General features: G+C 66.0%; 24 protein-coding genes. 10 read left to right on the top strand and 14 right to left on the bottom strand.

Annotated features, from left to right (window positions below; all coding sequences use genetic code 11):
• Positions 1-15: 15 nt before the first annotated feature.
• A complete protein-coding gene (locus ADBZ9O_RS24935; RefSeq protein ID WP_526525704.1) occupies positions 16-1,275 on the top strand; it encodes an MFS transporter in 1,260 nt (419 codons plus the stop codon).
• Here ADBZ9O_RS24935 and malQ read toward each other — a convergent pair.
• The 7 genes from malQ to ADBZ9O_RS24900 are packed head-to-tail and all read right to left on the bottom strand — an operon-like array spanning position 1,220 to position 5,813.
• A complete protein-coding gene (malQ, locus tag ADBZ9O_RS24930) occupies positions 1,220-3,256 on the bottom strand; it encodes a 4-alpha-glucanotransferase (RefSeq protein ID WP_526525702.1) in 2,037 nt (678 codons plus the stop codon). The two genes, ADBZ9O_RS24935 and malQ, sit on opposite strands and share 56 nt — an antisense overlap.
• Before the next feature lie 58 nt (positions 3,257-3,314).
• Positions 3,315-3,890, bottom strand: a complete 576-nt coding sequence (locus ADBZ9O_RS24925; protein WP_526525700.1) for a hypothetical protein — start codon at positions 3,888-3,890, stop codon at positions 3,315-3,317.
• Positions 3,887-4,465, bottom strand: coding sequence for a DUF6286 domain-containing protein (locus tag ADBZ9O_RS24920; RefSeq protein ID WP_526525698.1), 579 nt, complete (start codon positions 4,463-4,465; stop codon positions 3,887-3,889). Before ADBZ9O_RS24920 ends, ADBZ9O_RS24925 begins: the two co-directional genes overlap by 4 nt.
• On the bottom strand, positions 4,462-4,827 hold the full coding sequence (locus ADBZ9O_RS24915; protein WP_526525697.1) for an Asp23/Gls24 family envelope stress response protein: 366 nt from the start codon (positions 4,825-4,827) through the stop codon (positions 4,462-4,464). The genes ADBZ9O_RS24920 and ADBZ9O_RS24915 overlap by 4 nt, the downstream gene beginning before the upstream one ends.
• Positions 4,820-4,999, bottom strand: coding sequence for a hypothetical protein (locus tag ADBZ9O_RS24910; protein ID WP_526525695.1), 180 nt, complete (start codon positions 4,997-4,999; stop codon positions 4,820-4,822). The genes ADBZ9O_RS24915 and ADBZ9O_RS24910 overlap by 8 nt, the downstream gene beginning before the upstream one ends.
• A 32-nt stretch (positions 5,000-5,031) precedes the next feature.
• Positions 5,032-5,331, bottom strand: a complete 300-nt coding sequence (locus tag ADBZ9O_RS24905) for an Asp23/Gls24 family envelope stress response protein (protein WP_526525694.1) — start codon at positions 5,329-5,331, stop codon at positions 5,032-5,034.
• Positions 5,328-5,813 carry an Asp23/Gls24 family envelope stress response protein gene (locus tag ADBZ9O_RS24900; protein WP_526525693.1) on the bottom strand — a complete coding sequence of 162 codons (486 nt, stop codon included), beginning with the start codon at positions 5,811-5,813 and terminating at the stop codon, positions 5,328-5,330. The genes ADBZ9O_RS24905 and ADBZ9O_RS24900 overlap by 4 nt, the downstream gene beginning before the upstream one ends.
• A gap of 134 nt (positions 5,814-5,947) precedes the next feature.
• On the opposite strand from ADBZ9O_RS24900, the gene ADBZ9O_RS24895 reads away from it, so the two are divergent.
• Complete coding sequence (locus ADBZ9O_RS24895) at positions 5,948-6,535, top strand: RNA polymerase sigma factor (RefSeq protein WP_526525692.1); 588 nt, start codon at positions 5,948-5,950, stop codon at positions 6,533-6,535.
• Positions 6,526-7,023, top strand: coding sequence for a hypothetical protein (locus tag ADBZ9O_RS24890; RefSeq protein WP_526525690.1), 498 nt, complete (start codon positions 6,526-6,528; stop codon positions 7,021-7,023). Before ADBZ9O_RS24895 ends, ADBZ9O_RS24890 begins: the two co-directional genes overlap by 10 nt.
• On the opposite strand, the gene ADBZ9O_RS24885 is transcribed toward ADBZ9O_RS24890, so the two are convergent.
• Complete coding sequence (locus ADBZ9O_RS24885) at positions 6,989-8,749, bottom strand: fatty-acid--AMP ligase (RefSeq protein ID WP_526525688.1); 1,761 nt, start codon at positions 8,747-8,749, stop codon at positions 6,989-6,991. The genes ADBZ9O_RS24890 and ADBZ9O_RS24885 overlap by 35 nt on opposite strands.
• Positions 8,750-8,997: 248 nt before the next feature.
• On the opposite strand from ADBZ9O_RS24885, the gene ADBZ9O_RS24880 reads away from it, so the two are divergent.
• On the top strand, positions 8,998-9,261 hold the full coding sequence (locus tag ADBZ9O_RS24880) for a hypothetical protein (RefSeq protein WP_526525686.1): 264 nt from the start codon (positions 8,998-9,000) through the stop codon (positions 9,259-9,261).
• Positions 9,262-9,329: 68 nt separating this feature from the next.
• On the opposite strand, the gene ADBZ9O_RS24875 is transcribed toward ADBZ9O_RS24880, so the two are convergent.
• Positions 9,330-10,169 (bottom strand): cutinase family protein, encoded by an 840-nt coding sequence (locus ADBZ9O_RS24875; protein WP_526525685.1) that lies wholly within the window; start codon positions 10,167-10,169, stop codon positions 9,330-9,332.
• Positions 10,170-10,461: 292 nt separating this feature from the next.
• Between ADBZ9O_RS24875 and ADBZ9O_RS24870 the strand changes: the two genes are divergently transcribed.
• The 4 genes from ADBZ9O_RS24870 to ADBZ9O_RS24855 are packed head-to-tail and all read left to right on the top strand — an operon-like array spanning position 10,462 to position 14,247.
• Positions 10,462-11,661, top strand: coding sequence for a fatty acid desaturase family protein (locus tag ADBZ9O_RS24870; protein WP_526525684.1), 1,200 nt, complete (start codon positions 10,462-10,464; stop codon positions 11,659-11,661).
• A gap of 55 nt (positions 11,662-11,716) precedes the next feature.
• Positions 11,717-12,463: a GAF and ANTAR domain-containing protein gene (locus ADBZ9O_RS24865; RefSeq protein WP_526525682.1), complete on the top strand. Its 747-nt coding sequence runs from the start codon at positions 11,717-11,719 to the stop codon at positions 12,461-12,463.
• Positions 12,464-12,522: 59 nt separating this feature from the next.
• On the top strand, positions 12,523-13,251 hold the full coding sequence (locus ADBZ9O_RS24860; RefSeq protein WP_526525681.1) for a GAF and ANTAR domain-containing protein: 729 nt from the start codon (positions 12,523-12,525) through the stop codon (positions 13,249-13,251).
• Between the two features lie 54 nt (positions 13,252-13,305).
• The gene (locus ADBZ9O_RS24855) at positions 13,306-14,247 is read left to right on the top strand and encodes an alpha/beta fold hydrolase (protein ID WP_526525680.1); all 942 of its coding nucleotides are present in this window, start codon (positions 13,306-13,308) and stop codon (positions 14,245-14,247) included.
• Here the strand turns inward: ADBZ9O_RS24855 and ADBZ9O_RS24850 are convergent.
• Genes ADBZ9O_RS24850 through ADBZ9O_RS24835 form a run of 4 tightly spaced genes read right to left on the bottom strand, consistent with a single transcriptional unit; the run spans position 14,237 to position 18,863 of the window.
• Positions 14,237-15,598 (bottom strand): flavin monoamine oxidase family protein, encoded by a 1,362-nt coding sequence (locus ADBZ9O_RS24850; RefSeq protein WP_526525679.1) that lies wholly within the window; start codon positions 15,596-15,598, stop codon positions 14,237-14,239. The two genes, ADBZ9O_RS24855 and ADBZ9O_RS24850, sit on opposite strands and share 11 nt — an antisense overlap.
• 10 nt (positions 15,599-15,608) lie before the next feature.
• Complete coding sequence (locus ADBZ9O_RS24845) at positions 15,609-16,607, bottom strand: TIGR03617 family F420-dependent LLM class oxidoreductase (protein WP_526525677.1); 999 nt, start codon at positions 16,605-16,607, stop codon at positions 15,609-15,611.
• 10 nt (positions 16,608-16,617) lie between these two features.
• Entirely contained in the window at positions 16,618-17,733 is a 1,116-nt protein-coding gene (locus ADBZ9O_RS24840) for an Rv3169 family protein (RefSeq protein WP_526525676.1), read from the bottom strand.
• Complete coding sequence (locus ADBZ9O_RS24835) at positions 17,733-18,863, bottom strand: phosphotransferase family protein (RefSeq protein ID WP_526525674.1); 1,131 nt, start codon at positions 18,861-18,863, stop codon at positions 17,733-17,735. Before ADBZ9O_RS24835 ends, ADBZ9O_RS24840 begins: the two co-directional genes overlap by 1 nt.
• A gap of 45 nt (positions 18,864-18,908) precedes the next feature.
• Here ADBZ9O_RS24835 and ADBZ9O_RS24830 point away from each other — a divergent pair, with 45 nt between their 5' ends.
• Together ADBZ9O_RS24830 and ADBZ9O_RS24825 are read left to right on the top strand one after the other, a co-directional pair.
• On the top strand, positions 18,909-19,526 hold the full coding sequence (locus tag ADBZ9O_RS24830) for a TetR/AcrR family transcriptional regulator C-terminal ligand-binding domain-containing protein (protein WP_526525672.1): 618 nt from the start codon (positions 18,909-18,911) through the stop codon (positions 19,524-19,526).
• Positions 19,523-20,401, top strand: coding sequence for an SDR family NAD(P)-dependent oxidoreductase (locus ADBZ9O_RS24825; RefSeq protein ID WP_526525671.1), 879 nt, complete (start codon positions 19,523-19,525; stop codon positions 20,399-20,401). Before ADBZ9O_RS24830 ends, ADBZ9O_RS24825 begins: the two co-directional genes overlap by 4 nt.
• On the opposite strand, the gene ADBZ9O_RS24820 is transcribed toward ADBZ9O_RS24825, so the two are convergent.
• The gene (locus ADBZ9O_RS24820; protein WP_526525669.1) at positions 20,398-21,219 is read right to left on the bottom strand and encodes an acyl-CoA thioesterase domain-containing protein; all 822 of its coding nucleotides are present in this window, start codon (positions 21,217-21,219) and stop codon (positions 20,398-20,400) included. The two genes, ADBZ9O_RS24825 and ADBZ9O_RS24820, sit on opposite strands and share 4 nt — an antisense overlap.
• Positions 21,220-21,236 lie beyond the last annotated feature (17 nt).

The raw sequence follows: 21,236 nt of genomic DNA, 5'->3' as shown, positions 1-21,236 counted from the left end.
GCGCAAGAAACCGGAATGACCATCACGCTGCCTGGCCCGTCGCGGCAGTCGCTTCGCGGGTTGGACGCGCTCAACTTCTTTCTCGCCGACGTACGCGACGGTCTCGGCCCGTACCTGGCGATCTATCTGATTGCCGTGCGGGGGCCGTCGCAGGGCTGGAACGAAGCCACGGTGGGGGCGGTGATCACTACCGCAGGCATCGTCGGCTTGATCGTGCAGACCCCCATGGGTGGCCTGATCGACAGGATCCGGTACCGCAGGCTCATCGTGGTGTGTGCGGCAGCCGCGGTCACCGTCAGCAGCGTCGTCCTGCCCTTTGTGCACGGGTACGCACTGGTCACGGCGACGCAATCCGTCGCATCGATCGCCGGCGCGGTATTCGCACCAGCCATCTCGGCTATCACCCTCGGCCTCGTCGGCCCGCGCCTGCTCGCTCCTCGGATCGGCCGCAACGAGGCCTTCAACCATGCAGGCAATGCGGCATCAGCGGGACTGGCTGCACTGCTGGCCTGGTGGTTGGGCCCGGTCGTGGTGTTCTGGCTGATGGGTGTCCTCGCGATCTGCAGCATTGTCGCGACCTCGCGGATCAAGCCAGCCGAGATCGACGACCGATTGGCCCGCGGTTTGCCCGACTCCTCGGCCGAAGATCAACGGGCGAGCGGATTCTCGACACTGTTGAAGAACCGGCCCCTGCTGATTTTCGCAGTGATCGCGTTCACCTTTCACCTGTCGAATGCGGCGATGCTCACCTCGGTGAGTCAACTGCTCACCCGCGTCGTCGGCAAAGACAGCGCCACGTCGCTGGTCGCGCTCTGTGTGTTGGCCGCTCAACTCATGATGATCCCGGTCGCGATCGTGGTGGGCCGTAAGGCAGATATCTGGGGCCGCAAGCCGATCTTCCTCGTCGGGTTCGCCGTCCTGGCCGTGCGTGGCGTTTTGTACACGGTGTCGGATAACGGTGTGTGGCTGGTGGCGGTGCAGGCCCTCGATGGTGTTGGCGCGGGCATCTTCGGGGCGCTGTTCCCGGTGGTCATCGCTGATTTGACCAGGGGGACTGGGCGTTTCAACGTCGCGCAGGGCGCCGTGGCTACCGCCCAGGGACTCGGCGGAGCGCTCAGTGCTGGGATGGCGGGTGCCATCATCGTGGCCGCTGGGTATCAGGCGGCGTTCTGGTCGCTGGCGGCTATCGCCGCGATCGGGCTGGGCCTCTATGCCGTCTTCATGCCGGAGACCCGTTCCCCGGATGAGCAGCGCCTGTCGTCTCGTCGCCATTGAATGCGGCGGTGATCTCGGCGACCCGGGGTTCGACGCGTAGCTGCTCCAGTGTCTCGGCCAGGGGCAGCCGCCAGTTCGGATACTCATCGACCGTGCCGGGCAGGTTCGGTTGGCGCGGCTCAGCGATCACGTCGTAGGGCGAGATCAACTTCAGTCGGCTGGGGGTCGCCGCCAGGAATCGGTGCATCGCCGAAATGATCTGCGCCTCATCGGGTTCCGTCGGCGAGGTGGGCAGCATTTCCTCTGCGCGCAGCAGGGTCAGCCACTCGGCGCGCTCTTTGTCGGCAGCGGCCTGCTCGGCTGGCACGTCATTGAGCAGACCGAGATCGGCGCGGGCCCGGACATGCTCGCCGCGCAGGAATCCCGCTGCGGTGGGCAGGTCGTGCGTCGAGAGGCTGGCCGCCGCCCTTGCCGGCCATTGTGCCGACGGGAGCAGCGGTTGCCCCGGCGCGGATTCATCGCGGGTGAACCACGACACCGCACACCCGAGGATTCCCCGTTCGGCCAGCGCCTCGGTGACTTCCGGTTCGACGGTGCCCAGGTCTTCACCGATCACCGCGGCACCGGCCCGGTGCGCTTCGAGTGACAAAACTGCCAGCATCACGTCGGCGTCGTAGTGCACGTAGGTGCCGCGATCCGGGGTGTCGCCAGGCGGAACCCACCACAGCCGCCACAAGCCGGCGACGTGGTCGATGCGCAGGCCGTCGGCATGAGCGAGGACGGCCCGCAGCATGTCTTTGAGAGGGGCATATCCCTTGGCGGCCAATCGATCTGGGCGCCATGGCGGCAATCCCCAGTTCTGTCCGCGCGGCGTGAAGTTATCCGGCGGCGCTCCCACACTCACCCCGGTGGCTAGCACATCGGCGAGCGCCCACGCGTCGGCACCCTCAGGGTCGACTCCCACGGCCAGGTCGTGCAACACACCCAGGGCCATCCCGGCGTCTCGCGCCGCGTCCCGCACGCCGACCAACTGCTCGGCGCACCGCTGCTGCACCCACGCATGAAACGCCACCCTTGGCGCCAGTTCCCTGCGGGCCGCGGCCACCGCTGATCCGGCAACGTCGCGCAACGCCTCGGGCCACTGGCTCCACCGGCCACCGTGTCGCTCGGCCAGTGCGCAGTAGGTCGCCCAGTCAGCCAATCCCACTGACGGTTCGGCATCCACCGGCGAGGGTCGACCCTCGTTGCGCCACAACAGTTCCAGTGCCGCCCGCTTCGCGGACCAGACGAGATCGTGATCGATCCGCTCGGTTGTCGCCGAGACGCGAAGGGCGTCGACCTCGGCCCGGGTCTGCGGATCGGCGCGACGGTAGGCGTCGAGGTCCTCGATACGTAGCGCCAGCGGGTTGGCGAACCGTCGACTCGACGGCGTGTAGGGCGAGGGCTGCACCGGATGCGTCGGGCCGGGTGCGTGCAATGGGTTCAGCAGCACCGCACCGGCGCCGTGCTCGCGCGCGGTCCACTCCACGAACTCCCGCAGATCGCCCAGATCGCCGATGCCCCAGGACTGGGTCGAGCGCAGCCCGTACAGCTGCAGCATCCACCCCCAGGTGTCCGGGGTGGCGGGCACCTGAGCCGGGGCCGCCACCAACGTGGCCTCCTGGCCGTCGGAGGTCTGCAGCCGATACCAGCCGGGCGTCAGATCGCTGGGCAGCTCGTCGCGCACCTCTGTCTGCGTGCCGTCCTCGTTGATGACGAGCGCGGCTCCCGGCAGCGGCTGGGCGCGACCGTTCAACCGGACGGCCACGGTAGGCGCCAGTACGCCCGCCCGGTCCAGCTCGGCCACTTTCGCCAGTTCACGGCGACGGTCGGCCTCGGTGGCCGCGTCGACGTCGAGCAGTCCGAGCACGCGGATCACCACGTCGGCGTCGACGTGAACGGGCTCACGGCGCTCGTTGCGGTACGAGGTTGCGACCCCGTGCGCCGCGGCCAACTGCCGCAGATCTTCAGGGCTCTGGTTCGGGTTCACCGTGTCTTGCAACGGGATAGAGGTAAATGCACGGCGTGGGCATACCCAGGACGCGATTTTTCACACGGCTCTAGGCGACGCGGGAGCTACCGCCGGCGTTGCGCGGTGCGTGCAGCAGGATGCGGCTGCGAAACGGAACCCCCGACAGCGCGTGACCCAGGTCCCTGTTGATTTCTTCGACCGCGGCGGTGACGGCGGCCAGCGCGCCCGGGTCAGTGCCCAGTTTCACGTCGAGTTCGACGATGCGTTCGCCGCGGTCGATGCGCGAGGTGCCCGAGGCCGATGCGACGTGCGGGTGATGTGCCAGTGCCGACGCGGCAGCGGAGGCGGCCGTATTCACGTCGAGGGTCAGCTGGCCGGTCGATGAGGAATTCGGCAGTATCGCGGTACCGACACTCTGGCCTGGCCGGTGCGCGTAGAGCCAACGTAGCCCCAGGGCGGCCAGAAGCACGGCGGCGACGCCGAGCGCATAGGGCCACCACGGCGCGGCCACGATGGCGTCCACATTCCGGATGTGCAGCGTCGTGTCGGGCGGCACGGGTAGGCGGCCGAGCTGCCAGGCGGCGCCGGTGGCGCCGAGGGCGAGCACGCCGAGCCCGACGACGGTGACGGCAAGCCGGTCGGTGGCGACGGTGCTTGTTTTCACGCTTCTTCCTTTCGTGCAGAATCCCGTTTCGCCACCCGCGTTTTCAGCCGCGGCGGACTGGCCAGAGGTGTGAGTGCGGTTGTCACTGCGGAGCGGACCGCATCGACGAGCTGGCCGGTGTCGTAGCCACTCACCGCAGTGATGGTGATGGACAGTGAACGGGCAGACCCGGTTGCGGTCGCATCGGCGACACCGGTGACCGATAACGCCGCGCCAGCCGCGATGCGCCGAATGTCGCGCGGGGTGATCCACGCGTTGGGCACCGTCGTCGGGCGGTGCGTGCGGCGGCGCGGTTTGATCGCCGCCACGACCAGCAGCAGTCCGAGTAACGCCACGGCGATCCCGGCGGGCAGCATCCAGGCCTGCGCGGTCAGTCCATCGAGGAGCTTCAGTCCGCCGCCGATCCACGGCGAACCAGTGACGACGCCGATCCCGATGAACGCATCCCGACCGGCGACGATGCCCGCCGCGATCAGTGCAATCGCCAGCACAACGGACATCGCCGAGGCGGCGGGGGCGGCCAGTGGAGCCTTGGCCGGGGGAGCTAGGTCGGTCTCTGGCGTGCTGGTAGTCACTGCACTCTCCTGACCTTCTGATCGGGCTGCGATACGTAGACGACGGCGACGTCGACCCGCGACACCGTCAGACCGGTTTGGTCGCAAAGATGTTTGGCGACGGTCGCGCGGATTCGTTCGGCCAGGCCGGTGGCCGGGGTAGGCCACGGTGCGGCGACGGTCACTGCGGCCGCGACAGTGCCGGCGTGCACCGTCGCCTTCGCCCGCGGCAGATCGTCGGTGACCAAGCGGCTCAGTCCGTTGGCGCGCTGCACGACTGACTCAGATGCCGCCGCCTGGCGGACGATGGTCTCCACGACCTTGTCGCGTATCACCAGCGCACCCCGGTCCTGCGGCGGCGGCAACGGCGGGCTGTCAGTCACGCCAGCGTCCGCTGCTCAGTGAGCTGAGATCGAGTTGACCGCTTCGATAGGCGCCGATCGCCCAGCCCGCTAGGCCGAGGACGACGGCCAGCAAGAACCCGGTGAATCCGCCGGCGGCAGCCGCGATGGCAAGCAGTAGCCCGGCGAACAGTCCGATAGTGGGCGTGGTCATGAATTCTCCAAACAAGGTCAGGGGGATTGGGGTCAGCGTGCGCGGATCACGTCTTCGACGACGACGTGCACCGGCCCCGTTACCAAAGGTGCGACGGCGTCGCGGACCGCTTCGGCAACGCGCCGCACGGGGAAGCCGAACAGGATGCTGACGTGGACTTCGGTGGCGTCGTCGTCGAGTCGAACGCCGGCGACGCGGCGACCGGGAAGGTAGGTCGCCGCCTCACCGAATATGCCGCCGTGCAATTCGGCAACACCGTCGATGGCCGTTGCCGCCGCGGCGATCGCCTCAGCCAGCTCCGGAGCCGGTTCGCCGGGTACGTCGATGGTCACTGCACCCGCGCGACGCTGGCGACGTCCTGCTCGTCGTCGTCAGCGAGGTAGACGTCGTGCACGGTGATGTTGACCTCGGTCACCTCCAGACCGGTCATGCGCTCGACAGAGGTGATCACGTTGCGACGCACGCCGGCGGCCAGATCGGCGATCGACACCCCGTAGTCGGCAACCAGATCGATGTCCACCGCGGCCTGACGCTCGCCCACCTCGACGGATACGCCCTGAGACTGGTTGACGCTGGCGCCGGGAATGCGCTCGCGCAGCGCGCCGATTGCGCGGCTGGCGCCGCCGCCCACGTCATGCACGCCGTTGACCTCGCGCGTCGCGATGCCAGCAATCTTGGCCACCACGACATCTGCGATGGTGGTCCGGCCATCGGAGCTCAGTAGGTCCGAGGTGCTGGTACGGGTGGCCACCTGCTTACCGATACCGCTTTCCTGTGAAGTGGCTGGCGGAGTTGCGGTCTGGGCGCTGGTCATAGTCGTTTCTTTCTTCTCGTCGGCTGACTTACGAAGGGTTAGTCGGACCACGCGAGTAGATGAGCACCCCGGCAGGGTGTGACTTCGGTAACGGTTTGCCGTCCCATCCGCCGAGCGGTTGGCAGCGAACACCAATGGTGACGACAGCCGGGCAGGAGGCACGAGGAGACCACGAGTTTCTCGCCGCCCCTGACCGTGCTTTGGTCAACGCCGCCGCCCTCGGAGAACGGGATGCGTTCGAGGCGATCGTGTTGCGATACGGGCCGGAAATGCTGCGCTACGCGCAGAACATGCTCGCCGATTCCGGCGCGGCCGAGGAAGTGACCCAGGACGCCTTTGTGGCCGCCTGGAAGGGGTTGGACGGTTTCCGTGGCGAGGCCTCGCTGCGGACATGGTTGTTCACCCTGGTCTCGCACAAAGCCATCGACTATCGCCGGCGCCGGCGGGCCTCCCCGGTGCAGGACTGGGTATTTGACACCGCCCAAGCCGCCGAGTCGGATGAACCTGAAACGCATGTCAGCAATGCGAGCTTCCTGGCTGAGCTCGCGATGGCATTGGGCGAACTGACCGACCGGCAACGGGCTGCGTGGCTGCTGCACGAGGTGGACGGGATGACACACGCCGAAATCGGGCGCATCCTGACCATCACTCCGAGCGCGGTACGCGGTCACTTGACCAGGGCCAGGGCAGCACTGAGCGAAAGGATGGCGGCATGGCGGTGACACCGGATGACTTCGACCCTGTACTCGCTCGCGCCGCGCGTAGCCTGCAGGATGCACCGGCCGAGGCCCGGTGGATCGACATCAGCAGCTCCATCGTCTCGCGAGTTCGCGCCACCACCCGGCGCACCTGGCCCATCGATGCCGAATTCGAAACGCCGACAACTGATGTCGAACGTCAGGCCGATACCCTGCGCATCAGCGATCATGTGGTGCGCACCGCGATCCGTCGCGCGTTGGCGGGCGTGCACAACGCCGAACCGACGGCTATCGACCTCTATCTGGACGACCACATCTGCACGGGCGCGCACATCGACGTCATCGGGGTCTACGGCGAGGATTTGCAGGCCGTGGGGGATGAACTGGCGATCATCACTCTCAACGTCTTGCAGCGGGTCCTCGGCTCACCCCACCGGCCGCTGACCCGTGACGATATCGACGTCCGCGTGCACGACATCAACGAGCCTGAGGGACCGCATCCAATCGGGTGAACTGGTGATCCCGGTACATGTCAGCGCACGATGCCCGTCGAATTTTTCCGCTGGTGGTGATCGGGATTGCGCCCCGTCCCACCAGGACGACGTCGGCGGTGCTGAGCTCGTGTAGTTCGGAGACGGCAGAGACAATCTGGCTCTTGACGGTGTGGAGCTTGTCCATCGTCACCTCTTCGGATTCCTCGGCGCGGACCCTGACTTCGACGATCGCCACGAGCTGCTCGGCGCGGTCATGCTCGACGGCGATCGCGGCGACCCGGCCTCCGGTGATTTCCTGGATGGTCGCTTCGATATCGTCGGGATAGTGGTTGCGTCCGCGGACAATCAACAGGTCCTTGATCCGTCCGGCGATGAAAAGCTCGCCCTCAGAGATGAATCCGAGATCCCCGGTCCGCAACCAGGGGCCTTCGGGAGTGCCCGCAGAGGGGTTCGCGATGGTCGCCTTGAACGTGTAGTCGGTCTGTTCGGGCTTATGCCAGTACCCCAGGCAGACATTGTCGCCGTGAAGCCAGATTTCGCCGACTGTTCCCGCCGGGCTCTGTGCCGTCGTCTCGGGATCCACGATCCGAAGCATCGGTGATTCCAGGTTGCCGTAGCTGACCAGCTCAGTGCCGCTTCCGTTCTCACACCGGGTCGCCGTACCAGTCGACAGATCAGACGGGTCAAAGCTGACCAGGTGCGGCCCGTCGCCGGGTTCGCGGCCTGCCACGAACAGGGTCGCTTCGGCCAGCCCGTAGACAGGCCGCATCGCTTTCTCGCGCAGGTTGAAGGGGCCGAACCGCTGGGCGAAACGTCTCAGGGTCGCGACGTGGACTCGTTCGCTACCGCTGAGCACGTTCAAGACCTCACCCAGGTCGAGGCCGGCCATATCGTCATCGGACGTACGTGCCGCAGCCAACTCGAACGCGAAATTCGGTGCTGCAGTGATTGTTCGAGGGTGGCTGGCCAGCAGTTGCAGCCACCGGGCCGGTCGGGCCAGGAATGACAGCGGACTGGTGAACACCGAATGCCAGCCACCGAGAATAGGCCCGCACACGCCCAAGATGAGACCCATGTCGTGATAGAGCGGCAGCCATGACACGGCGGTGGTGCCGGGTGGGGCGACCGAGCCGTAGTCAGGAAATATGCCGGCAGTGATCTGTTCGAAGTTGCTCGTCATGTTGTGGTTCGACACCATCACCCCGGCGGGGGTTCGTGTCGATCCCGAGGTGTATTGCAGATACGCGGTGGCAGGTGGGGTGTCACGGTTGGCGGCGGTGCGCCGCCGCGTATCGAGATCGAGGGAGTCCACCGCGATAATCACCGGCGTCGGACCCTCACCCTGCGACACCGCGTAGGTGGACACTTCGGCTTCCACTGCTGTGGTGGTGAGGATGACCGAGGGCGAGGCGTCGCGCAGAACGGCGCTGACGCGTTGGTCGTGGATGCCGGCCATCGGCACCGACAGGGGAACCGCGATCACACCTGCGTGCATCGTCCCCAGAAAAGCCACGACGTAGTCGAGCCCCTGTGGCGCCAGCACCACGCAGCGGTCACCGGTTTTCGCACCGCTCGACCGCAGCTCGTCTGCCATATTCGTCACCCGACGATTCAGTTGCGACCACGTCAGGGTGTGAGCGACACCGTCCCAATCCTGGTCGTAGTCGACGTAGGTGAAGGCGACGTCATCGGGCTGCAGGCTGGCCCGTTCACGCAGAATGCCGGTTATCGAAGGGCTGGTCACACACTCGGCCTCTCTGGTCGATCACGCGCCGGAGGCGCAACCTAGAAGGGCGGCTGGTGCCGTCCTTGAACACCTTACGAGCAGTTCCGACAGAAAGTTCACTGTCGGCCAACGGCCCCAATCACGATCATCACGACGTGTGACCCGGGTCGCTCGAATCGGGTGTTTATCAACATCGCGCGACGGGGTAGACGGAAAAAGTGTTGCGACGAAAAGGGTCGTACCAAACACACATGGAGGAACTAGCCATGAAATTCATCAACGTTGTCGCAAGTGCCGCTGTCGTCGGTGGCCTGGCCGCAGGCGCCCTGGGGTTGGGCACCGCAGTCGCTAGCGCCGATGAGATGGTCGTACCCCTGCCGCCGGCCGGACCGAACACTGGTTCTGCGCCCGCGTGGGCACCCCCGCAACCAGCGCCGCCGGCGTGGGCGATGGGCAACCCGCAGGTATGGGATGAAGGTTGGCAGCACTGGGGTGTCTGGATGAACGGTGTGTTCATCCCGACGTACTGATCCTCACCGTCGAACGGCCCTCGGATGAAAATCCGGGGGCCGTTTGGCGTTCAACAGGTTCAGTGCGGTCAGGTCAGCGGGCCCAGCACAGGCGTAGCAGTCGGACCCGGCAGTGGCACCGCAGCGGGAGGTAGATGTTGCGACGGGTCCGCATCAGCCGTCGAGGGCGCCGGTGCAGCGGTGGTCGGCGAAAGCGGCAGCGGCGCAGCCTCATCCGCGGCCCAGCTGGCTTGCAGCCGACTTACCACGAAGTCCGCCCCCTGGTCGACCATGCCAGTTTCCGCGTACTGGCTATGCACGGAAAAGCTCCTGCCATGGGGATCGCACACCAGGTCGTTGTCGACGCAGAGGTCGATGGTTTTGGCCAGGTATTCCGGGCCGATGGTGATCTGCGGGTCGTTGATCGCACGCATGAAACGGGTCGACGGTTTGCCGAAGAGCGCGACCGCGGCGATGTGGTTGGCCACGTCGGGCGGCATCGGCGCGGGCACATCCAGTGCCGACACGCCGTCGGGGACGACGCTGGCCGTGACGAAGCCCACCACCGCCGCGCCCTGGGAGAATCCGCCGAGCACCATCTTGGTATCAGGGCAGTTTGCCGCGGTGGCCAGAATATGGGCCCGCGCGTCGGTGATGCCCACAACGGCTGTGGAGAACTCGGTCGTCGCTGGATAGTCGACCGCGTAGACCCCGAGAGATTTTGCGCCAATCCGCGAACGCACGGCGTTGACGAAAGCATCGCCTGTGGGCCCGGGACCGGGTGCCTCGGTGGTGCCGCGAGCAAACACCACTTCGGCATCGGTGCACCCCACAGCTTGCGCAGAGGGGATCTGGACCACCGCCACCGACGCCATCGCCGCGGCTGCAACGCCGACAAGACTCGCCCCGATTTTCCGACTGCTTCGCATATGCCCTCCACAACTGCTGCGACAGATGTGGTATCTGATGCCGACGGTGTGGTGTTACAGGGGGCGGTCTCGGGGGTCCGTCGCCTGCCCTGATGTCGGATGCACGTGCCGACCTGCGGAAGTCGGTCGTGACCTCCCGATGTAGAGACGTTCAGTCTTCATTGCGAGTGCGGCGCACCTACGGCGCGGGAAGCGCCGAGCAGGTTGGCACGACTAAGCTGGGGGTAAGCAAGACCCTAAAGGTGGCCTGGACTTTGCCGCTGCACATCACTTAGCGGGCCGAGGACAAATCATGGCAATCAGCGATATCGCGGCGTACGCCCACCTGAGCCCCGACGATATGGAATCCCTCGGGGTCGAACTCGACGCGATCCGCCGCGATGTCGAGGAATCGCTCGGGGCCAAGGATGCCGCCTACATTCGGCGCAGCATCCTGTTCCAACGTTCCCTCGATGCCGCGGCTCGGCTGCTGATCGCAGGTAGCCGTGGCAGGGCGGGGTGGCTGGCAGGCACGCTGGCATTGGCCTATGCAAAGAGTGTCGAGAACATGGAACTCGGTCACAACATCAGCCACGGCCAGTGGGACTGGATGAACGACCCGGAGATCCATTCCACGACGTGGGAATGGGATATGGTCGGCCCGTCCGCGCAGTGGCGGTATTCGCACAACTACCGCCATCACGTGTTCAGCAATGTCGTCGGTATCGACGACGATCTCGGTTTCGGTGTCATCCGGGTGACCCGCGATCAGGAGTGGCAACCGGCTCATCTGGTGCAGCCGCTCCGAAATTTCTTGTTGGCCATCGCCTTCGAGTGGGGCATTGCTCTGCACGGTGTTTATTCGGAGCGCGATCGAGCCGAGACCGCCGAGGGTAAGGCGGCCGAGACCAGGTCGCTGTTGAAAAAGATTGCGCGCCAGGGCATCAAAGATTATGTGCTGGTACCAGCGTTGAGTGGGCGTCGGTGGCGGCGCACGCTGCGCGCCAACGTGACCGCCAACGCGCTGCGCAACTTGTGGACCTATGTCGTGATTTTCTGCGGCCACTTTCCCGACGGTGCCGAAAAATTCACCATGGACACCCTGGAGAACGAAACGACCAGTGAGTGGTATCTGCGACAGATGCTCGGCGCGGCGAATTTCAATGCGGGCCGGGCGCTTGCCTTTTCGAGTGGAAACCTCTGCTACCAAATCGAGCACCATCTTTTCCCCGACCTGCCCAGCAACCGCTACCCGCAGATCAGCCAGCGGGTGCGGGGGTTGTGCGACAAGTACGACCTGCCCTACACCACCGGATCGCTGCCTCGCCAATATCTGCTGACGCTGCGAACCATCGTCAAACTCGCGTTTCCCGACCGATTCCTGACTGCCACCAGGGATGATGCCCCCGAGACGGCGTCGGAGCTCAAATTCGACCGCACCGCGACAACCGGCGCGGACAACGCAACCGGGCTGCTCACGGCGTTGCGAGAACGCCATCCCAGGCGTCCTTGACGTCAATGAAACATCTCCTCGAAAAGGCCCTTTCGGGCTTCGATGACTGTCCGAGGTGAACACTTCGGATCCACTGGGTGCGCGTGCACGGTTCCTCGCCGCGGTCGACAAAGCGGTCGAATACGGGGACCGGCCGGGGCGACTGTGCGAGGCATGTGTGTTGTCGTTGCCGGTGCATCGGGCCGGGATCGCGGTCCATCTCGACGGTGTCGGACTCGAAGTGCTCTGTGCCAGCGATAGTCTCGCGGAGCGGGTGGAATGGGCGCAGGTCGGTCTCGGTGAGGGGCCGGCATGGGCGGCTGTCGCCTCGGGCGGACCGGTCATCGTCGCGGACCTCGCGGTAGTCGATGAACGCTGGCCGGTCTTTTCCGCCGAAGCCTCGGCAGCGGGTATTGGGTCGATGTGGGCCGTGCCGTTGCAGGTGGGCGCAATCAAGGTGGGGGTTCTCAGCCTGTACCGCGATGACGTCAAACAGTTCGATCCGGAGGATTTTGCCGACGCCGTCGCGGTCGCCGATCTGGTGACAGCGATCCTGCTGACGGTCGGCCGGACGGGACGGATCACCGAGCCATTGGGATCGTGGTGGGATCAGCCGTTGAGCACCCGAGAGGTGCATCAGGCGACCGGAATGATCATGGCCCAACTGGGGATCGACGCCAAAGACGCCTATGTCCGGTTACAGGCCTACGCCTATGCGATGCAGCGTCAGACCCGCGATGTCGCCCACGAGGTGGTGCAGCGACGCCTGCGGTTCGATCGCGATCCGGATCCGGATCCGGAGCCGTTCGTGTCGAAGAGCTGACGGCTGAAGCATGCACCCCCCGCGAGATTCGTGAAACGATTCGATTGGAAGGAAGTGAGATGGACCGTTACGAGCGCTTAGCGCATGCGTTCGTCGGCTTGGCGGACACTCTCGTCGCCGACTACGACGTGGTCGAGTTGGCTCAGCAGCTGGTCGACACCTCGATGGCATTGTTACCGGTCGCTGCCGGCGGAATCATGATCGGCGATGCGAAGGGCGAACTGCACGTGTTCGCATCCAGCAGCGAACAGACACGCTTGCTCGAACTGCTGCAGGTGGAGGCGGATATGGGGCCCTGCCTACAGGCCTACCGCACCGGAAAAGCGGTTTTCGTCGAGGACCTCACGGTTGGCCCCGATCGGTGGCCGGCATTTGCCGAGCGGGCGACCGGATACAAATTCCGGTCGATGACTGCGCTGCCGCTGCGACTGCGCGACGAGCGAGTCGGCGCGCTCAACCTGTTCCGCGCTGAAACCGGAAGTCTCTCGCCCACCGATATCGCTGTCGGACAGGCGCTCGCGGATGTCGCCGCCATCGGCATCCTGCACCAGCGCATCGTCACCCGGTCTGAACTGGTCAACCAGCAACTGCAGACCGCTTTGAACACCCGGGTCGTCATCGAGCAGGCCAAAGGCGTACTTGCCGAGCGCGGTGCCGTCGATATGGATGGTGCTTTCACCTTGATGCGCAACTATGCCCGCAGAACCCAGCAGCGACTGGCCGATGTGGCGCACGGTGTGGTGGACGGTACCGAGACCGATGCCATCCTCGACAGCCGGTCCCATTAGCTAAGCTCATCACCGTCGCGGCAACGGTGCTGTGGCACGTGAGGGGAGCAGCCCATGCGCCAGTCAACTCAGCGTCGGCCAAGTGCCATGCCGCCCAGTCGTCCGGTCATTGTGCGTGGCGCGGATGGCACCCGCCTGCATACCGAGGTCTTCGGTCCGCAGGATGGCTACCCGATCGTCCTGGCGCACGGCATCACGTGTGCCATTCGAGTGTGGCGTGAACAGATCGCCGACCTGGCTTCCGACTTCCGTGTCATCGCGTTCGACCATCGCGGCCACGGCCGCAGCGGCGTTCCCGGCCGGGGCCACTACAGCCTCAATCATTTGGCGTCGGATCTCGATGCGGTGCTCGAAGCCACCTTGGCGCCAGGGGAGCGCGCGGTCATTGCTGGGCATTCGATGGGCGGTATCGCCATCAGTGCATGGGCCGACCGCTACCGCCACCGGGTACCTCGGCGGGCCGACGCTGTCGCCCTGATCAATACCACCACCGGCGAGATCGTCCGCCAGGTCAGATTGCTGGCTGTCGCCCCCCGACTGGCGGTCGGTCGCGACGTGATCGGTCGTCAGCTGATCAGGAGATTCGGGGGTATCCCGGTGCTGCGGGCCGCTGAGGCGCCCAGTCGCCGGTTCGTCTCCGCGTTGGCTGTCGGCAGGGATGCCGACCGCGAGATCGCGTCCTTCGTCTACGACCTGTACGCGGATACCCCAGCCGCCGGCCGCGGCGGGTGCGCGAAGATGCTGATCGATTCGTTGGAGAAGCGGCACATTCCGCTCGACGGCCTCACCGTTCCCACACTGGTCATCGGCAGCGAACGGGACCGGTTGCTGCCACTGGATTCGTCGCGCCGGATCGCCGAGCGGGCACCCAACCTGGTCGAACTGCTGGAACTGTCCGGCGGGCACTGCTCGATTCTGGAGCGCCCCACCGAAGTCAACCGGGCGCTTCGATCGCTGGCCGAAACAGCCTCCAGCGCAACGCGGCTCAGCTCGTAGCCGGGAGCGACGCAGCCACCTCACCGGCTGCGCGTCGGCCGGACCGGACGGCACCGTCGAGGAAACCTGTCCACTCATCGGCGGTTTCGGTACCTGCCCAGTAGATTGGCCCGGCGGGGCGGCGCAGCCAGGGGCCGACAGTTGTCCAGGATCCCGGCGGGACCGCGGCTGTCGGTCCACCGGGGGCGAAAGCCTCGGTGCCCCAACTGTGGTCGAGATAATCGATCGGATGCAATGCTGCCTCACCGAACAGTGTGGCGAAGCCCGCCAGGGCGCGTTCGCGACGCTGCTGCGCGGGCCAGGTGTCGAATTCCCTGGCATCGACGAAACCCAGTAGCACACCTGGGCCCGGCTCGTCCCCCGTGCTCGGCGGGCTGACATCGAAGGTGATGAACACCGGCCCGGTATCGGAGAGCGCTTCACCGGATTGGCCGTTGGCCCGCCAGAACGGCGTGTCGTAGACGGCGTAGGCCTTGCTGAGGCTTCCCTGCGGCCAGCACTCGACGAGCTTTTGCTGCTCCGGCGGCAGCTCAGGGGTGAAGGTTATCGCCGCGCGGTGTTGCGGCGGGATCGCGACGATGACTCTGGCCGCCGCCACGGAGCCGCCGTCGTAACCGACAGTGACGCCGTCGGTGACGGCGTCAATGCGAATAACGTTGGCGTTGAGCCGCACTCGGTCTCCGAGCGCCTCGGCCATCTTCAGCGCGATCTGTTGTGTCCCGGCGGGGAACCTGTCCTGTTGGGCACCGTCAGCGACATCGAGCATGCGGTCAAGGCCGCCGGCCGCCCGGACGTAGCGCGCGGCGTGCAGCATCGACACATCATCGGGTTCGCAGCCCCACGTGACTCTGGCCATGATCGCCAACAGGTCCCGCGTGGTCGACGACGCCCGCACCGAGTGCAACCACTGGCCCAGGGTCTGGGCGTCCAGCTCGGCGGCGCGCGGGGCCGTCCACGGCGCGTCCACCGGTACTCGCCGCGCGACCCTGGCGAACTGCCAGCGCACCCGCGCCACGTTGAGCAGACCGCCGATCGAGAGGTTCGGCACGGTGCCCGAATACGAGCGGACCCGGCCGCGCCAGTTGATCAGGTTCTTGCCCTCGTGGTAGGTCGGCACGCTCTGGCAGCCGAGTTCGGCCGCCAGTTCGATCACCGCGTCCTGGGTGGGCCCGACGAACGTACCGCCGAAGTCGACCGGGAGGCCGGCGACAGCGCCGGTATGTGATCGCCCGCCCACCCGGTCGCGGCCCTCAAGGACGAGGACGTCGTACCCCAACCCGGTGAGTTCGCGCGCTGCGGTCAATCCGGCGAAACCGGCACCCACGACAACGACATCAGTTCGTTCTGTCACCGCTCCAGTGTCACAGAAGTTCGGACACCACTGCCGATAGTGCTTCCAGGGATATCGGTGCCGCCTGATAGAAGCAGACCGTGTCGGCGACGCCGTCCACCCGATCGGCGATATGGCTGGCCACCTCCGACGGTGTGCCGCACGCGGCGATGGTGGTCATCACCTCGTCGTCGATCAGCTCCGCCATCGTTGCCCACTGGCCCTGCTTGGACAACGCGTTGAGCTCGGGCTGCAGGTCACCCCAGCCGTGTGCGTCGAGCACCGGCTTGTAGGCGGGAGTCGACCCGTAGAACGAGAGCAGCATGCGCGTCCCGGCTCTGGCCTTCTCCAATTCCTCGTCGTTGGTGCCGGTGCACACGATGATCTCGGGCACGACGTCGAAATCCTTGGCGTCCCGGCCGCTGGCATCAAGGCCCGCCCGGACTGCGGGCATCGTGTGCTGGTGCAGGAAGCGTTTGGAGCTGAACGGCATGACCAGCAGCCCGTCCGCGGCTTCGGCGGTCGCCCGGGTCAGCCGTGGACCGAGCGCTCCGACATAGATCGGCGGCGGACCGAAAGGGTTGGGACCGGGGCTGAACATCGGTGTCATCAGTGTGTGCCGATAGAAATCGCCACGAAAGTTCAACCGCTCGCCGGAGTCCCAGGCCGCAAAGATGGCCCGCAGCGCGGCAATCAGTTCGACCATCCGCGCGACGGGTTTGTCGAAGTCGCTCCCGAACCGCTTCTCGATCTGCGGTCTGATCTGCGTCCCCAGGCCCAGCGTGAACCGGCCCCCGGTCAACAGCTGGTGGTCATGGGCCTGATGGGCCAGATGAATCGGGTTGCGCGGGAACGCAATTGCGACGTTGGTCAAAAAGTCCAGGTCCGATACCCCCGATGCCAGGGTCAGCGGTGCGAAGACATCGTTGGGGCCCTCGAACGTGAAGACACCGGTGGCGCCGGCATCACGAAGCTCGCGAGCATGTTCGGCGGCATTGACTGGTCCGCCAAGAGAGGTCAGAACTTTCAAGGTGCTTGTCTCACGGTGAAACCGTCAGCCAGTCGGCGAAACCGGACGGATCGTGGCGACCGAGCGCGCCGTGCTCGAACAGACCCCAGCCTTCTTTGGCGATACCGGTGCTGTCGGTGCAGACTGCGCGCCCGACGTGATCGATCACCCCGAAGCCTGAGCGCGCGATGATCGCGGGGTCAGTCATGTCGTAGGTCAGTCGCTCGGTGAACTTCTCGCCCTTCCACACGCCATGGATCCAGTCCGAGTCGCCGCCGTAACCGCCGCCGACGTGGATCGGCACCGGCAGTTTGGATTCGACGTCGAAACGGAGCGCGGAGCCGTCACCGGCGGTGGCCTCGACCGTTGCGCCGGTCGGGATCCGAGTACCGGAGCGGTAGTGGATCTTCACCCGCGGCCAACCGAGCTGTTCGACCCGGCCATCCTTGAAGATCCGGGTGCAGTCGTTGAGCGACCGGAAGCCGTCGGGAGCCTCCTGGATGATCATCACGATGGCGAAATCGTCGAACGCCATCGGAATGTAGAGCCACCACATGCCCTCGAACGGGGGATCGGCGGGGCGGCCGGCAGGTTCGGCCTCACCGATGGGCCGGATTCCCCAGGACCGGTCGCGGCTGCCGATCCAGGTCGCCGGGTCGACGGCGATCTCCTCGCCGTCGATGACCAGCGCACCACTCCATGCGCCGAGCTGGGCGAAGCGCTGGGCATCGAGGGTCACCCGATTCCCGGTCCGCATGATGTGCGGCTGCTCCTGCACGACGTCGAACAGTCCCTCCCAGGTCAGATCGGCTGCGATACCCTCGGTTTCGTCGAACGCGATCCGGATCTTGTGCAGCGGCTCGGACACCTCGAGGTGGTACGCGCCGACGTGCTGGTTGAGCCGGTCCTGGTCGATGGCGTCGGAGAAGTGCACCGCGGTCTGGGTATCGCCCCGGCGCACCAGGAAGTACGCGTCCTTGACACCCAGGTTCGGGTAGTAGCCGATGCCGGTGATCGCGAAGATGTCGCCGGTGCGGTCGTGGGCGTTGAAGTAGGACCGGTCGTAGAAGTTGCGGTCCGACGAGCCTGGCCACGCGATGGGCTGCGGTACCTGGTGTACGGGGTATTCGTCCATCGGTCCGAGCATCAGTTCGCCTCTCCGATAAGCCTTTTCAGAAGTGTTCCGTGATAGAAGAGCGATTCGACATCGTCGGGCATCTCCATCTCGCCGAAGTGCACGCGCCGGGCGCCGGTGCGCATGAACACGCACGCCCAGATCACCGCGGAATACACGTAGAACCACGACAGATCGCCGAGTTCCACCCCGGTGAGCGTGGCGTAGGTGGCGCGCACGTCCTCTTCGCGTAGCACGTCGGGCAGGCCCGGCATTCCGGCCAACCCGCAGAGTTCCTGGAACACCATGTGCGCGAAGATCGTCCACGCGACGTCGAGTTCCCGCGGCCCCAGTGTGGTCATCTCCCAGTCCAGCACCGCGACCGGCCGGAAATCCTGGTACAGCACATTGCCGACCCTGGCGTCACCCCACAGCAGCACCGTCTCGGTATCGGCGGTCTCGGGCCAGTTGGCTTCCAACCAGGCGAAGCTGCGTTCCAGCAGTGGCGAGCGGCCGATTCCCGGGACGGCGAACTCGTACCAGGATTTCAGCCAGTTGAAGTGTTGGCGCAGTGCCGGGTCGTCGGTGCCGTCGGCGAGGAAGCTGAAAGTGCTCTCCGCGTTGGGAATCGAGTGCAACTTCGCCAGCACCTCGATGGTGGCATCCTGCAGTTCGCGCTGCTTCTCGGCGGGCGCGTCGAAGAACCAGTTCCCGCCGAAGGTGTAGGGCATCACATCGGGCGGAACGATGCCATCGACATGATCCATCAGGAAGAACGGCGTGCCGAGCACCTCGCCGCTGTTGTCCAGCCAGCGCACGCGGGGGACCGGTACGTCGGTCAGTTCGCCTGCGAGCCGCATCACCTCGAACTGGTGGTCCAGTCGGTACGTCGGGAACACGGGGACATCTGCTTCAGTGGGGGCGACGCGCGCCACCCACTTCTGCTCCTGTGGCGCGCCGTTCTCCTCCCACCGCCCGGTGAGGATGATCGTCTCCGAGGACATCCCGTTGGAATCGACGCCGCTCTCGACGGTGATATCCGGTGTGACGCCGCCGGGCATGACCGTCGACAGCCACTGCGAGAGCACCGACGGCAGTGTGGTGACGTCGCGGCTTGAGCGTTGTAGTCGGCCGACATCTTCGACAGCCGGTTCAGTAGCCACAGATTTCTTCCTTCACGACGTAATTACGATACGGTGGGTAGCGTTATGAAAGCAGACCCATCCATCGTTGACAAGGCATCGGGCGCGGGACGGCCCCGCGACCCTCGCATCGACGCTGCCATACTCGCGTCCACTGCGGAACTGCTTGTCGAAATCGGCTATTCGAATGTGACGATGGCGGCCATCGCCGAGCGTGCGGGCACCACGAAAACCGCGCTTTACCGGCGCTGGTCCAGCAAGGCGGAACTCGCGCATGAGGCGGCGTTCCCTACCGGCCCGAGTGTGCTGGCGATTCCGACGGGCGATATCGGCTCCGATGTCCGGGCGATGATCGCCGCTGCACGGGACGTGTTCACCAGCCCCGTGGTGCGGGCCGCACTGCCGGGCCTGGTCGCCGACATGACCGCCGACGCCGAGCTCAACGCCCGCGTGATGGGTCGCTTCGTGGGACTGTTCGACGCGGTGCGGATCCGCATCGCCGAGGGGGTGGAGCGCGGTGAGGTCCATGCCGATGTCGACCCTGGCCGCCTCGTCGAACTGATGGGCGGTGCGACCCTGCTGCGCCTGCTGCTCGATCCCGAGACCGACCTCGACGACGAATGGGTGGACGGCACGGCCGCGATCGTCGTACATGGGGTCAAGACGCCGAAGGAGGGCGCATGAAACGACTTGACGGCAGAACCGCGATCGTGACGGGAGCCAGCAGGGGACTGGGCGCGTCCATTGCGGTCGCGCTCGCGGCTGAGGGCGCCGCGGTCGCGGTGGTGGCCCGCACCGAGCAGGTCTGGGACGAGCGGTTGCCCGGGACCATCGGTGAAACAGTGGCCGCCATCGAGGCCATCGGCGGCACCGCGGTACCGATCCGGGCGGATCTGCTTGATCGAGAAGACATTCCGCGCCTCGTCGACGAGGCCAGAGCGGCGTTGGGCCCGATCACCCTGCTGGTCAACAATGCGGCGTTCACCGCACCGGGGCGGCCGCCGCGGCCCGACGCACCGGCCCGTCCCAAGGTGCCGAAACCCACCGGCGCCAAACCGGACTGGCCCGGCTTCGTCGCCACTCCCGTCTCGGCCTACCGCAGGCACTTCGAGATCAGCGTGTTCGCCGGCTATGAACTGATGCAACTGGTCGCGCCGGACATGATCGAAGCCGGCCACGGTTCGATCGTCAACATCTCCTCGGTAGCGTCCCGGTTGCCGGGCAGCGGGCCGTTCGGTGATACCTCGGGCGGCGTGCTACCCGGCTACGGCGGCTCGAAGGCCGCGCTGGAACACCTGACCTCTTGCGCCGCATACGACCTGGCGCCGCACAACATCTCGGTCAACGCCCTGTCGCCGTCACAGCCGATGATCACGCCCGGGTTGTCCTACTACATCAAGGAATTCGGCTCTGGCGTCGGCGTCAACGACGACTTCGCCGAGGCTGTCGTGCGCCTGGCGCTGGTCGATCCGACGGTGGTCACCGGCCGCACCGTCGGGCACCGGGAGGTGCTGGACGGCACCTTCGCCGGTTTCGACTCATCGGCCGCAGACATTTAGGGAATCGCCTGCGATCCGGTCGGTTTGAAGTTCGGATTGGCAATCGCGGTGGACACTCCATTGCCGATGGGTCCGCGCCGGTCGAACAAGCTCGCTGTCGCGGTGGCAATGCCGCCGTCGCTGTAGTGGGTCAGTGACGCCATCCCGATGAATTCGCCCTCGGGCAGCCGGCTCAGCAGCATCGTGTAGTCGGCGTTGATGAAGTCCAGTCCCGCCAACCCGAAGTTGCTCAGGCTGGCGGTGACGTCGACGGCCATCGCTGCGCGCACGAAGGGCGTGAGCTTCTCCCCGCGAACCAGTTCGCGGAAGTCATACACCCACGCGTAGCGCGTACCGTCGTGCTGCCAGGCAAAACCTTTGCCATCCGAATCAGGTTCGCGCCCGTAGGGTTTGACGAACATCGGGATGGACTCGGGCCATTCCGCCGGCTCATCGGGGATGGGCGGCATCGTGACCGGGGTGCTCCATACCTGGTCATCGGGTTGTGGGCCGCGGCGCAGATACAGCGCGGAGGCTCTGGCCACCTCCTCGCCGCCCTGGTGCAGCGACGCGTCGACGGCCTGCATTCGGCGGCCCGAGCGCACCACCGCCGCGGTCACCGTGACCGGCTCCATCGACACCCGGCGCAGGATGTCGACCGTCAACCGGGCGGGTTGCAGATCGACATCGGGAGTCGCCAGGCCGATTTCGCGCGCCAACAGACCACCGACCACCTGACCGCCCAGGGTGGGCCCCCAGCCGCCCTGGGCGATCTCGTTCGGCACGAGGGAATCGCCGTCGCCGCGCTCGAAATACGCCGTCACCAGGGACTGTCCCATCTGCACACCTTCCGTCA

The organism is Mycobacterium sp., from assembly GCF_965229105.1.
Lineage (GTDB): Bacteria > Actinomycetota > Actinomycetes > Mycobacteriales > Mycobacteriaceae > Mycobacterium.
The sequence above is the reverse complement of the archived record's forward strand: the minus strand, read 5'-3'. Positions and strand labels throughout refer to the sequence as shown.

Bases quoted from the DNA above. Each gene is read 5' to 3' on its own strand.
- ADBZ9O_RS24935 (WP_526525704.1), top strand. From the start codon at position 16: ATGACCATCACGCTGCCTGGCCCGTCGCGGCAGTCGCTTCGCGGGTTG.
- ADBZ9O_RS24910 (WP_526525695.1), bottom strand. From the start codon at position 4,999: ATGACCACGCCCACTATCGGACTGTTCGCCGGGCTACTGCTTGCCATC.
- ADBZ9O_RS24900 (WP_526525693.1), bottom strand. From the start codon at position 5,813: ATGACCAGCGCCCAGACCGCAACTCCGCCAGCCACTTCACAGGAAAGC.
- ADBZ9O_RS24895 (WP_526525692.1), top strand. From the start codon at position 5,948: ATGGTGACGACAGCCGGGCAGGAGGCACGAGGAGACCACGAGTTTCTC.
- ADBZ9O_RS24890 (WP_526525690.1), top strand. From the start codon at position 6,526: ATGGCGGTGACACCGGATGACTTCGACCCTGTACTCGCTCGCGCCGCG.
- ADBZ9O_RS24880 (WP_526525686.1), top strand. From the start codon at position 8,998: ATGAAATTCATCAACGTTGTCGCAAGTGCCGCTGTCGTCGGTGGCCTG.
- ADBZ9O_RS24875 (WP_526525685.1), bottom strand. From the start codon at position 10,169: ATGCGAAGCAGTCGGAAAATCGGGGCGAGTCTTGTCGGCGTTGCAGCC.
- ADBZ9O_RS24870 (WP_526525684.1), top strand. From the start codon at position 10,462: ATGGCAATCAGCGATATCGCGGCGTACGCCCACCTGAGCCCCGACGAT.
- ADBZ9O_RS24860 (WP_526525681.1), top strand. From the start codon at position 12,523: ATGGACCGTTACGAGCGCTTAGCGCATGCGTTCGTCGGCTTGGCGGAC.
- ADBZ9O_RS24855 (WP_526525680.1), top strand. From the start codon at position 13,306: ATGCGCCAGTCAACTCAGCGTCGGCCAAGTGCCATGCCGCCCAGTCGT.
- ADBZ9O_RS24840 (WP_526525676.1), bottom strand. From the start codon at position 17,733: ATGCTCGGACCGATGGACGAATACCCCGTACACCAGGTACCGCAGCCC.
- ADBZ9O_RS24830 (WP_526525672.1), top strand. From the start codon at position 18,909: ATGAAAGCAGACCCATCCATCGTTGACAAGGCATCGGGCGCGGGACGG.
- ADBZ9O_RS24825 (WP_526525671.1), top strand. From the start codon at position 19,523: ATGAAACGACTTGACGGCAGAACCGCGATCGTGACGGGAGCCAGCAGG.
- ADBZ9O_RS24820 (WP_526525669.1), bottom strand. From the start codon at position 21,219: ATGGGACAGTCCCTGGTGACGGCGTATTTCGAGCGCGGCGACGGCGAT.